Below are 13746 nucleotides of genomic sequence, written 5' to 3'. Positions count from 1 at the left end.
TCATCAAATGTTCATAAAACTCCGCTCAAGGCTGCAAACCGCGCCGCTCGTTCGGCGTGAGCGCCTGCAGCTGCGGCGCCGTCAACGGCCCCGCCCCCAGCACCTGCACCACGCCGGCCGGCTGGTAGCTGGACGCCTGCGGTTCGCCGCCCGTGTGCTTGCCAACACCGGCTTCGTCCGCCTGCTCGTTGCCAAAGCCCAGCACCTTCACCGTGAACAGCGACGGCTGCGCCTGGCGCGTGGCAGCCCGTTCGCGCTGCAGCACGTCCTGCGCCGCGGTGACGGCTTGCGTGGCGGCCGCGCTGGCATTGCTGAGCGCCCCCACGTTCACCGAGGCGATCACGGGCATGCCCGTGGCCTTGCCCTGCACCTGGATGTTTTCCGCGTTGACCACCTGCAAGGCCGCCAGGTTGACGTTGCCCGAGACGCGGATGCCCGCCTCGCCCGCGTCGATGGTGCCCAGCGGGGCGATCAGGTCGATGTCGCCGGGCGGCACCTCCGGGATCGGGTTCAGGGTGGCGATGCCGGCGCCCGTCGTCGGCGTGCTCGGCGACAGGCTGACGAGGCCGATGCTGTCGTAGGTGCGGCGCTGCGGCGTGTAGACGACGGTGGACTTGGTGCCGCGGCCCGCATTGATGTCGCCCGTGGCCGACCAGGCCAGGATGTTGCCGCCGAATGTGGTGAAGATGCGGCTCTGGCCCAGCAGGATGCTGTCTTTCGCATACATCTGGATCTCGCCCGCCCCCTGCGTCAGCACGCCCGAGCCTTCGCCCGGCGCATAGCCGCCGTCGACGCCGATCAGCGCGCGCCCGCCCGGCACCGCGATGCCGATATCGCCGCCGAAATCCGTGTGGATGCCGGCATCGTTGACGATCACGTGCGGCACGTTGACGGTCGGACGCCCCGCCTCGGCCCACTCCTGCGGACTCAGGTAGCGCACGCCCGCGACGGGCCGCTTGGTATAGATGCCTGCGTAGTCGTTGACCGTGTACAGAGCGCTGCTGAACATCGTCAGGTCGCCCTTGTACTCGATCTTCTTGCCCGCCTTGTCCTGCGTCGGGAAGAGGGTGGCGATGGCTTCGCGGCCGCGCAGGTAGCTGCCGCGGCGCACGCCGTCCGGATCGTTGTACTCGCGCCCGGCCGCCTTCAGTTCGGCAAAGTAGACATTGCTCAGGTACACCTGCTGCTGTTCCTTCGGCAAGGCGGCAAAGAAGCTGCGCGCATCGGTGGCCGGGTCGTAGCGGATACCCAGGCCGCTGTCGCCGCCAAAGCGCGTCGTCAGCCAGTTCACCAGGTGCAACTGGCTGACCTGCGCGTATTCGCGCGCCAGGTCGCGCCGCACGCCGCCCGTTTGCTGGCCGGCCTTTTCCAGTTCCGCCTGTTTCGTGCCGAGGAAGGCGGCAGCGCCCGCCTCGTCGCCTTTGTAGCCGAACTGGCCGCGCAGCCAGTCGGCCAGAGTCAGCTTGCCGCCGTAGACGTACACGGCGCTGCCGGCCTGGTCGGCCAGCGGACGGCCCGGGTCGGCCAGCTTGGCCGGGTCCAGGTAGCGCGCCGCGAAGGCCGCGTAGTCGGGGCCGTTGCGGCCCACGCCGGCGGCCACGCTGATGCCGGCGCCATTGCCGCGCTCGCCGGGACCGGTGCTGACGATGGAACCGAGGCTGCGCAGCTCGCCCTTGTCGGCCATATACAGGTCGCGCCCGGCGCTCACATTGAGCTGGCCCGGTCCCGCCACATAGAAGGTGCTGTAGCGGATATCGCGCCCGGCGCTGACGACGGAAACGTCATCGGCATGGCGGTGCACGAACAGGTTGCCGCGCGCCGTCGAGCTGCCGGTGACGACCGGCTTGTCCGGATAGTCCGGCCGGCCGACAAAGCCCTGGCTGGTCCATCCGGCCGCGCCGTCCGGCACGCCCTCGACGCTGCCGAGCGGCGTGCCCGAGTTGACGATATCGCGTCCGGCGCGCACGGCCACGGCGCCGCCGCCCTCGTACCACAGCCCCAGGGCGCCGCTGACGCCCTTCAGGTTGCCCCGATACACGATGCCGCCCGTGCGCAGGCCGACGATGTCGCCACTGCTGGCATAGAAACGCGCGGGCAGCTGGCCTGCCGGCACATAGTCGGACACCGTCGGCGGCGTCATGCTGAACAGCGGATACAGTTGTTGCCCGGCATCGCTGGCACCGTTCGGGGTCGAGCCGAACCATTTCAGCGCACCGGGCGCCAGCGCATCGGCGCTGACGTTATGCAGCGGCAGCAGGCCGAACCAGACCTTGTCCAGGGCGCCGACGAAGCCCGGATTGAACGGATTCGGCAGCATGCGCGGGTCGGCGCCCGATGGCGTGATCGGATAACCGGCCGCATGGATGGAATCGGCGGCCAGCATTTCCAGCTGGCCCGTGCCCGTCCTGACAAATTGCGGCGCCACCGGCGACGGCGCCAGGATCACGCCGTTTTGCGGCATGTCCACCTTGCCGCCATCACCACCCAGCCTGCCCAGGCTGGCATTGCCGTAGTACAAGCTGCCGCTGGCGGCCACGGCGCGCAGCACGGACGGCATGACGAAGCGCCCGTCCGTCGGCGCGTGGTTGTCGCCGATCGTCGAATTGATCCAGGACGAGGTGGGCGTCAAGTTGCCGCCCGCGCTGAACAGGTCGATGGCCGTGGCCGGCGTCCACAGCGAGAACCAGCTCCAGCCTTCGCCGGTGCGCGCCACGCCCTGGTAGTTGAACGGCGAACCGTTGCCCAGCTGCTTCACGCGGCCCGCATCGGCCGTGCCGCCCAGCACCAGGTCGCCGCGCGCATCGATGCGCACGCCGCTGTCGCCCGGCACCAGGATAGGCCCGCCGCTGGCGATGGACGTGCCCGCCGTGTAGGTTTCGTACGGCCGCGATTCCGTCGGATCGGCGCGGTCGAAACGCAGTTCGACGCCGCCCACGGCGCCCGCCTCCATGCGCAGCGCGCCACGCAGGTTGGTGAAGGTACTGTTGAGCGTGGGATACTGGCGCTCGAAGCGCGTATCGACATTCGCGAAGTCTCCGTTGCGGTCGAAACTGCGCACCGCGGCGACCGGATTGAGGCCGCCGCCGATGCGGATGTCGAGGTCGCCCCCGCCCGTCAGCAGCAGCTTGCCGTCCGGCGTCACCCTGCCCGTGCTGCCCACGGCCACGTTCAGGCCCTGGCTGCGCGGCGCGAATTCGCCGGCCGGGTCGGCACGCGAGGTCAGCATGCCGGCGTCGCCGCCCGCCTGCAGCAGCACATTGCCGCCGCCCAGGGTGCCGATGCCCGTAAAGCCCGACAGCACCGGCAAACCGGCAAACAGGTCGGGACCTTCCGGGCGCGCGACGTAGGTGCCGAAATTGATCCACCACGCCGTCGGCACGCCCGCGCCCGTGCTGCCGCTGCCCTGGCGCCACAGCCAGCTGCCGATATCGCTGGTATCCTGCTGCGCGTTGAGGAAGCCGATGGCATCCTCGCGGCGTTGCGTGGAGGTGCCCAGGGTATCGCCCTTGACGTCGCCCTGGGCGCGCAGCAGCAGATTGCCACCGTGCTCGGGATACCAGGCGCGGTACAGGCTCTCGCTGCCGCCATCGACAAATGCTGTAAAGTCCTTGCCCAGTGCACCGAGCAGCTGGCCCTTGGCGTTCAGGCCGCGCGGCAAGTTGAACAGATCCTTGCCATCGACCAGCGGCGAGGCCGACTGCGTGCCCGCCGTATAGACGCCATACAGCGAACGCATGTCGAAGTCGCCCGCGGCCAGCAAATCGAGGTCGCCCGTGCCCGTGCGCAGCACACTGAACAGGGGCTGGCGCGCCGGTTCCACATTGGTCACATATTCGGGCGGCGTGCCGTCCGCCACCTTGATCACATAATGGGCATAGTACTCCAGCATGAACTCTTCGCTGCCAAACCACGTCTCGATATCAACCTCGCCTTCCGGCATGCCCTCGCTGATGGCTTGTTCACTGAAGATATATTTGCCCGGCAAACCCGTACCCGGCTTGACCGACGTCTTTTCCCCCATGCCGTAATGCGTATCGGCCAGCATCAGATGGGCGTCCTTCGCATGCGGCCGCAGCGCGCGCGTATCGGCCGCGGCCGTATCGGCGCCGCCCACCAGGCGCAGCGACCACGCTTGCGAACCCTGGGCCAGCATGGGCGCCAGCGCCAGGTTGCGGCCCTGGCTGCCGCTGCCATCCTCGCTGCGCAGCGCCACCATGGTCGCGTCGCCAGGCAGCTTGACCAGCGTGCCGGCTGGCAGCACGCTGCCCTTGTCCAGCGCCAGCGCGGAGGCCAGCACCACGCCATTGACGGAATTGACGCTATCGCCCGTGTCGCGCGGTTGGCCTTCCGGGAAGGGCAAGGCCACATTCGCCGGCCACACCATGGCCGCCACCTTGGCCGCGCCAGGCAGGCGCAGGCCGGCATCGAGCTGCATGCCGCTCGATAAGGTCAGCGCCTTGGGCAAGACGGTGCCGGCCGCGTACAGCACGCTGCCGTCGGCATTGCGCACGGCACCGCCCAGCACGCTGCCTGCTGGCAAGTTCAACTCCGCCGTCAAGGTGGCGCGCGCCGCCAGCAAGGTGCCGCTACGCAACTCCATGGCTTTCATCGGCACGGCAAAATTGACGCTCGTGCCCGATTTGAAATACGTGTCCTCGGCCAGGGTCACCAGGCCCGCTTGCGGCACGACGACCTCGCCGCCCCACGGCAGCCGGCCCTTCACCAGCTGCCAGCCCTTGTTATCGACCGTGACGGGCAGCTTGCTGGTATCGAAACCATCGGTGATGCTGCCAAAGACGCTGAGCTTGCCACCGGCGCGCAGCACCAGCGCACCGGCCTCGCCCGAGCCGTACACGCCGCTCAGGCGCGCCAGCGGATTGACGCCGTCGTAGCGGTGGCCGGACAGGTCGATGTCGCCATCGATATGCAGGTCGCCGCCCGGCGTGGCGCTGACGATCTCGACGCCGGGACGCAGGTGGAAGGCGTTCGCATCGCCGCGCAAGCCGCGCAATTTGTTGTTCATCAAGTTGCCGTTCGCCAGCGCATTGACCATGAAGGCCTGGCTGTCCCCGTGCTTCCCGTCCAGGTAAGCCTGGTTGATGCTCTGGTAGCTGCGGCCGTCCGCATCCTTGCCGGCGCCGGCCGGGGCATCCTTGTATTGCCAGAAGGCGTTGACGTTGACGGTGCGCGCGCCGGCGATGTTCAGCGCGCCGGCCGCGTCGATGTCGATATCGTCGCCCGTGGCGCCACCGAGGCGGCGCGCATTCAGGTCGATGCTGCCGTAGTTGCCGCCGCCTTTGCCTGCCTCGCCGCTGCGCAGGTCGAAGCGCGCGCCGTTTTCCAGGGTCAGGCGGCCGCCAGGCGACGCCAGTTCGATCACGGCGCGGTTCGGCGCCTCGATCACCTGGCCATAGCTGTCCGTGCGCAGCACCGTGCCGTGCGCATCGAGCACGGCGCCGGACTGGATGGTGACGCCGTCGCGGCCGGCCAGGCGGATGCTGCCCACCTGTTCGCCGCTGGCGTCGATGCGGCCATGCACCGTCAGGCTGCCGCCGTCGACGGAGACGCTCACTTCGCGCGCCTTGAGCTCGTCGCCGATGGTCAAATTGCCCTGCTTGAGCTGGAAGCTGCGGCTGCCGAATACCTTGCCCGTGTTCAAACGCTGGTTCAGGCCGGCGAAGTCGCCGATCCGCTGGGCGCGGATGTCCGCACCGCCGGCCGCGTAGCCTACCTGGGTGCCGCCCGCGTCATAGCTGCCGCTGGCGCCGCCCAGCAAGGTGCCGCGCAAATCGACGCTGCCGGCAGCGTCACCGGTGGCTGTCGCGCTGAGCTTGCCGGCGCGGTTGTTCACGGCCGACACGTCGATCACGGAGGCGGCCGCCTGGCGCACATCGCCTTCGCGGCTGTCGAGGATCACGTCGCCGCCCCAGCTGTACTTGCTGGTGTCGTAGAAATCGATCTTGCGCCCCGCCAGGTCCAGCTTGGCCTTGTCGCCCAGCAGCACATCGCGCTCGGCCGACAGGGTCAATTTTCCGCTCGGCAAGACCACCGACGTATCCACGCTGACATTGTTGCCGCTGAGCGCCACTTCGGCGCCCAAGGCGCCGGCCAGTGCCGCATTCGTCGGCGTGGCGGCGGCCGCGCCTGCCGGTGCGCTCACCTTCAGGTCGCCGCCCGCCGTAATGCGGTTGACGGAGCCGGCCGCGCCCGTCAGCAGCGGCGTGTTGATCAGCAAATCGCCGCCGCTGTAGCGGTAGCCATTGGTGGCCGTATCCCACGCGCTTTGCGACTGGTAGACGGACAGGCTGCCCTTGTTGTTGGCCGTCAGCTGTTCGCTGGCGTTCAGCGCCACCTGGCCGAAGCCCAGCACCAGGCGGTCCAGCTTGTGGATGGTGTCGGGACGGCTGTCCGGCGTGAAGCCGAACTCGATGCGCTTGGCATCGACCTGCAGACGGCCGCTGCCCGTGCCGGGGCCATTCGCAACCACGGCGCCGGGCGCGTTCGTCGCGCCCTGCCACACGAGGGTGTCCGTGTGGATGCGCGCCAGCGCGTCCGCGCCGCCGTAGCCGTAGATGGCGGGCGTATTGAGCACCAGGCGCGACAGCGACGACTTGCCCGTGGCCGCATCGATGGTCGACAGCTGCGACGAATCATAGAAGTTGAAGGAGTTGCGCGCCGTCAAGCCCAGGCTTTCCAGCGCCGGTGCGCCCGTGCTGGTGTCGCCGCGCAGCAGGCGGTCGAGCACGCCCTGGTTCAGCGCCAGGCCGTCCGGCAGGGCGCCGCGGGCGCTGGCGTCCGCCAGGGACGCCTCGCTGCCGACATTGATCGCCCCCATCGCCAGCACCAGGTTGCGCGTGCCATAGCGCACGTTGTCGCGCAGGGTAAACGCGCGCTCCGTCACGGCGGCGATGGTGCCCTCGGAATACAGCGAGGTGCCGCCGCCACAGGCGCCGTCCGCCTTCTTGCAGGCGCCGATGTCGATGATGCCGGGGCCATACGATTCGGACGACGGCGCCGCGGCCGGCAGCATGTCCAGCCAGCCGTTCGAAACGGCCAGCACGCTGCCCATGGGCAGGTACACATAGCCGTCGCGCGAGTCCCAGGCCGCCTTGCCGCGGCCCAGCGTATTGATGCCGGAACCCTGCTCGAGGATGATGCCGTCGTCTTTTCTCGCCGTCACCAGGAACACTTCGGCCGCCTTCAGCACGGCGCCGTCGCGCAGCACGATGCCGCCCGCCGATTCGTTGATGGCGGCGATATTGGCGCGCTGGTTGCTGCCCGTGCCAAATTCGCTGTAGGTCACGCGCGGCAAGCCGCCGATGCCCACGCGCTGGGCGCCGAAGGCATTGATCTGCGACGCGTGCACGGAGACGCCATTGAAATCGGCCAGCGGCGCCGTGCCGTCGGCCAGCACTTCGTAGCGGGTCGATGCATGGTTGCCCGTGCCCAGCAGCAGGGAGCCGCCGAAGCCGCCCTCGGCCGGCGCGTACAGGGTGCTGCCATCCATCATCAATGGCGTATGGTTGTTCTCGACGCTGTGCAGGGATGGAGCGATCAGTTGCAGCCGCACGCCCTTGGCGTCGCGTTCGAGCATGGCGCGCGGCACGCCGTCGCGCGTGGCCTGCGCCACGGCAAAGGCGGCATAGCCCGTTTCATTGTATTGCGAATAGCTGCGCAGCACGTCGGCCGGCGTCAGGATGGCTTGCTGCGCCACCATGTCGCGGAACGCCGTGCCCGCCACGCCCGTCTGCGCCGCGGTGGCAAACGAGCCATTGCGCATGGCGATCGTGCCGCCTGTCTCGACGGCGCCGGCCAGGCCATTCAATTCCACGCGGAATGCACCGGGCAGCAGGGCGAAAGTCGATGGCAGCAAGGTGTAGGTGCCGGCCGCCAGGCCTGGCACGCCCGCGCCGATGGTGATCTGGCGTCCCACGGCGGGCTTGCCCGCGCCTTGCTCGGCCGTCAAAGGCGCCACGTCCGGCTGTACGCCGGGAATGATGGCGTACACGGGGTTGGTATTCAGGCCGGGCAGGGTGAAGCCGCCGTTCGGCTTCATCTGCACCAGCGGATTGAGGCGCGCGTCGGTGGAGCCGCCGCGTCCGGCCAGGAAGGCCGCGCCCGTCAAGGTGCCGCCGCCCGACAGGTCGAGCACGGCGCCGGCTTGCACGTCGACGGCGGCGCCCGTCAAGGCGATCTCGGGACCGTTGCCCACGCCCTTGAACACGACGTCGTTGCCGTCATACAGGTAGCTGAGGCCATCGAGCGTACCGCCGTACGGCATCGTCAAGCCTTTCGCGCTGACGGACGTCAGGCTGCCCGGCAACAGGTTGACATGGCCCGTGTAGGCTTCATAGCCTTCGGCGCCCAGATTGATCTGGCCCAGCGGCGCGCGCAGCACGCCATGCTGGTTGATGGTGGGGGCAACCAGGCTCAGGCTGCCAAACACGGAGAACGGCTGGTTCGGCGTGGCGCTGCCGGCGCTGCGCCCGATATCGAGCGTGCGCAGCGGATCGAGCGTGACGCGGATAATGCCGTATTCGTCGATGGCGCTCTTCTGGCCCACCGTGACCATGCCGCTGTCGCCCGTGGCCGGGTAGATTTGCGCGGCCACCAGGGTGGCATTGCCCGGCTGGTACAGGGCGGCGCTGTTCGACAGGCGCATGTCGCCGCGGCTGTTGAGGGTCAGCTGCTCGAAGGCATCGCGTTCGACCACCAGGTCTGCGCCGCTGCTCTGCGCGATGGTGCCGCGCGTACCCATGTTGACCTCGCCCGCGATATCGAGCATGCCCGCATCGATCTGCAGCAGGGAATCCTCGGCCACCAGCGGCACGCCCAGCATGCCCCGTCCCCTGCCCAGGTTTTTCGAGCCTTTCACGGCATTGGGTACGATGTAATCGTCCTTCTGCGCGCGCACGGCCGTGCCCAGGCGCACGTACGGTGCCGCCAAGCGCACCTGGCTGGCAAAGCTGGCCGCCTTGTCCTGGCCATCGGGCAAAGGCTGCTGCGCCAGCCCCAGCGAGGTGGCGCTGAGGCGCAGGCTCTGGCCCAGCGACAGGTTGACGTCGCCGTCAAAACCGAGCATGCCATTCACATGCAGGGCAAGGTTGTCGAAGCCGCCCGCCTGCACGCGGTCGACGCCCAGGCGCGCGCTGCCATAGCGCAGCGCCGCATCCTGCTGGCCGGCGCGCAAGTCGACGGGCAAGGCACTTTCGCCCTGCGCCTGCGCCAGCAGCATTTCGCGCGGCACGCGCACCGCGTTGTCCACGTTGCCGCCTTGCAAGTTATAGCGGTCGACCTTGCCATAATTGGGCGTGTCCAGCGCCAGCGCCAGGGTGCCGCCGGCCGCACCGACGCCACCGGCCGCGGCGCGCAGGGTGCCGTCGGCAAAGATGCCGTTGTACGAACTGAGCGAAATCAAGCCGCCATTGCCAGCCACGTTGACGGCGCCCTGGCTCGGCAAGTCCAGCGCGGCTTGCGCGCCACTGGCGTCGAGCAGGGCGCCAGGACGCACGACGACAAAGGCATCGGCCGCGTCGACGCTGGCGGCGTCAGCCTTGTAGCGGGCGCCGATTTCGATGCTGCCGCCCTGGTCCGCACGGCCATAGCGACCGCCGCGCATGTCGGTGGCGACCGTGGCGCGGCCAGCGACATCGAGCACGGCCTTGTCGCCGATCCAGATCGACGTGGCTTGTCCCTTGCCGTTCGGCAGGTCCACATCATTGCCCGTGCCAAACGTGCCTGGCAGGATGGCGATCTTGCCGCCCCAGGCGTCGAGCCGCCCATCGACGGTGATCTGGTCATTGCCCGTCAGGCTGATCTGGCGGCCCGGATCAACCTTGATGACGGCGCCCTGGGCCACCGCCAGGGCGCCCTTCACGTGCGGACTGCCGGCCGTCAGCGACAGGTTGGCGCCGGCGCGCTGCGTCAGGCGGGCCTTGCGCGCATCTTCCTGGTACAGCTCCGGCGTCCACAGTTCCAGCGCGGCGCCAGGATCGGTGCCGCCCGCCACCGTATGGCCCGTGGCGGGATTGAAATGCAACACGGGCATGGTGACGTCGATATGCGCATCCTTGACCACCGCGACGCCATCGCGGCCCGTGATGGCGTAGTCGGCAAAACCGCTCCGGAACAGGCTCGCGTCCAGCGCCAGCAGCGGCTTGACGGCCGCGTCGCGCCCCAGCACCATGCCGGCCGGCAGCACCAGACCAGGCGGCGCGCGCAATTCTTCGGTGGCGATGCTGCCCGCCGCGTACTTCGTCGTCACCGGTACGATAGGCAAGCCCTGCGGAAAGGCCGCCGCCGACACCACGAAGCCGGCATTCAGGCCATTGATGACCGTCAGCACGCTGCCGGCTGGCACGATGGAACCCTCCCATACATACGTCGCGTTGTTGATGACGACGTGCGCGCCAGGCGGCAACAGCAGGTCGGCCCCCAGCACCAGCGGTTTTTGCACCGACACATCCACCACCACGGGTTTGCTCAAGGCCTGGCCCGGCTTGATCACGCTGGTGGTCAAGGTGAAAGCCAGGGGAATCGTCTCGCCCTTGGCGATCAGCAATTCATCGGCCAGGCGCAGGGCCAACGGCGAACTGCTGCCGCCTGGCAACACATCGCCTTCGAGCAGCTGGCCGCCGATGCTGACGGCCGCGCCGCTGTCGATCACCAGGCGTCCGCCGCCTTTCACGCCATGGCCGCGCAATTCGCCATCGAGCTTGAGCATGGCGCCCGTCGGCGCCTTCTCCGTCGGCAGATCGACCGCCAGGGTGATGTCGCCGCCGCGCCCGCCCTGCAGGCTGCCGTTGCCCATCAGGGCCGCGCCGGACGAGACGTCGATGACGCTGCCGCCCGTCAGGTCGATGCCGCCCGAGCTTTTCAGGCTGACCTTGCCGCCATTGATATACGGCAAACCGGCGCCGGCGCCGGGATCGAGTTCCAGGTTGCTCCACAGGCCGCGCGCATCGAGGCGCACGCCGGGCGCCACGCGCACGCCGGCCGTGCCCGTGGGACGGTTGTCCGGCACGAGCTTGCCATCGGCCCATACCGCGCCCGCATTCGCCAGGTAGCGCGAGACGATGTCGCCGGCGGCGATGCTGCCGCCGCGCGCGCTCACGTTCGCTTTCAGCGCCACGTCGGTGGCGTGCAGGGCGATGTCGCCGCCATCGGCCACGCGCACGTCGGCATTGACGTCGAGCTTGTCGTAGGCATAGATATTCAGCACGCCCAATTCCAGCCCGTTGAGCCAGTCGGCGTCGAGCTGCAAGGTCTGGCTGCGCGCGGCCGGCAAGGCGGCGTCCAGCAGCTGGCCATCGGCGATGCCGGCTACCTTGCCGATTTGCACCTTGTCCAGCACGGCTTGCGGGCTGTCGCGCATCTGGCCCGTCTTGGTATCGAAGACGGGTGTCATTTTGCCGACGATCAGTTGGCCAGCGCGCGCCGCCGCCGTCTGCGCCTGCTTGTAGCCATCCACGCCGTCATCGCGCTTGCGCTGCTGGCGCTCGCCCTGGAACACGGACGTGTCGATATCGCCTTCCAGCACGGCCGCGCCCGTGGAAACGATCACGCGGCCCGCATCGCGGCCCACCGTATAGCCGTTTTCCAGGCGTTCGCGCGGGCCGATCAGGGCATTCGCATAGGTTTCCGTCGTATTCGCGCCCCAGCGCGCATGCGTGCTTTCATAGCCGCGGTACAGACCCGTGTACAGATTGTCGCCCGGCGCCGTGCTGAGCTTGTACATCGCGCCATCGGCGCCCTTCAGCCACGTCTGCTTGACCATGCCCGTCTGCACGTCCAGCGAGCCGCCGGCGATATTGATGCGCGAACCGGCCTGCGTCACCACTTCGCCGCCGCCAAAGCCGACAGTGCCGCCCTGGGCCGCCCATTCACCGATGCCGTGGCCGCTGGTGTTCAGGTAGCCGCTCACTTCCAGCAAGCCGCCGGCCGTGTACCAGCGGTCCGTGGCATAGCCATTCGTGCCGGCCGGCACCAGCACCAGGTCGCGGCGGTCGACCCACACATCGCTGTTGTTCAGGTATTTGGCGTCGCGGCTGCCGGGCGCGTCGCGCTGCTCGTTGCCCTGCACGTTGATCAGCACATTGTTGCTGCTCATGTCGACCTTCACGCCGACGGCGCCGGAGACGTCGATGGCGGCGTCGCGCGCCACGTGGCTGCGGCGGGCCGCGTCGACCAGCACCTGGCCGCCCGTGGCGAGGGTCAGCGAATCGCCTTCGAACTCCACGTTGCCGGCCGAAACGATGCGCACCAGCGACTGGTCGCGCCGGTCCAGCGGCGTGTCCGTTCCCTTGCCCGTGTCTTTCAGCAGGGTGTCGCGCTGCACATCGAGCGCCGTGGCGCCGTTATCGTCGATAACAATGGCGCTGACGCTGCCGCGGCCCATGGTGACCTTGGCGTCGTCGCCCGCCGCCGCCAGGTGGATGGCGCCGCGTCCGTTGACGGAGGTGCTCGACAGCAGCACGCCGTCCTGGCGCAGCGTGTTGCCGCTCAGCGTGATGTCGCCGCCGGCCGACTGGATCAAGCCGCTGTTGACGACGGCGCCGGCGTCGCTGCCGGCCGCGCGCAGCATCCCGACTTCATTGCCGCGCGTGCTCGAATACTGGTTCTTGTCCGTGCCCTGGCCCGGGCGCACGACGATGGCGTCGCCGGCGGCCAGCGTGGTCTGGCCGTTCGGCGTGGTGATGGCGCCCGCATTGTCGACGCCGCGGCCGGCCAGCAGCACATAGCCGCCGCCTTCCGTCACCGTCTGCGGCTTGCGCGTGTCGATGCGCGCGCCGGCGGCGACGACGACATCGGCCTCGGCCTTGCCATGCTTGAAGGTATTCTGGTCCAGCAACAAGTCATTCGCAAAGGTCGGCACGGCGCCCGTGCCCTGCGCCTTGCCGTACAGGCCGCTCTTGAACTGGCTGTCGCTCATGCCCATGGCGGCGGCCGCCAGATTGCGCGTATCGACCTGGCTGCTGCCCGTAAACACGATGCCGTTGCGGTTGACGATCATCACCGTGCCATCGGCCTTGATCTGGCCCTGGATCTGGCTGGGGCGCGCCAGCGGATCATTGACCCGGTTCAATACGGACCAGTTCGATTTCTGGTCGAATTGCAGGGTGGTGTTCTTACCGACGTTAAAACTTTCCCAGTTCAGTATCGCCTTGTCGTCCGTCTGCACGACCTTCACGACGGTCTTGCCGTCGGCCTGGGTCTGCACCGGTCCCTGGGCGTTGAGCCAGCCGGCCGTCAGGCTGTTGCTGTCGACCTGCAAGCCGCCCTTGACCAGGCCATCGGGAGCGCCGCCCGCCGCCAGCGCCGCCTGGCGCGCGGCTGCCTGCACCGCCTGCTCGGCGGCGATGCCGCGCGCGGCCAGCAACAGGTTATTCAGTGATTGCTGCAGCTTGCCTTCCGCCTTCTGCTGCTGCAGCAAAGGATTGTTCAGCGAGGTGGCTGGCTGGCCATTCGGCAAGCGTCCCGTGCTGGCGGCCGTGCCCTGCTGCGCACCCTTGCCGGCAAACCAGGCGCCGCTGAACGGCTGCTGCGCCTGCGCGCCGCCCGCCTGCAGCAGCACGGCGATGGCCAGCGCCAGCGGTTTCAGGCGCACGGGGCGCCCGGTCCGGTTGCCCGCCATGGCGGAGGAGGATGCGTGTTTCGTGACCGACTTGCTTCGCTGCATGGCGACATTCCCTTTTCATGTTCCGTTGCTGACCGATATCGCGAGGCGGCGCGCGGCACGCACGGGGG

The 13746-nt window shown here is 68.7% G+C and carries 1 protein-coding gene; it reads right to left on the bottom strand.

Going from position 1 to position 13746, the window contains the following annotated elements; translation table 11 throughout:
* Positions 1-25 precede the first annotated feature (25 nt).
* The gene (locus tag CLU94_RS14085; RefSeq protein ID WP_099666067.1) at positions 26-13678 is read right to left on the bottom strand and encodes a filamentous haemagglutinin family protein; all 13653 of its coding nucleotides are present in this window, start codon (positions 13676-13678) and stop codon (positions 26-28) included.
* Positions 13679-13746 lie beyond the last annotated feature (68 nt).

The organism is Janthinobacterium sp. 13, assembly GCF_002749695.1.
GTDB classification, from domain to species: Bacteria; Pseudomonadota; Gammaproteobacteria; order Burkholderiales; family Burkholderiaceae_D; genus Janthinobacterium; species Janthinobacterium kumbetense.
Note: the sequence above shows the minus strand (reverse complement) of the source record. Positions and strands in the feature narration are given on the sequence as shown.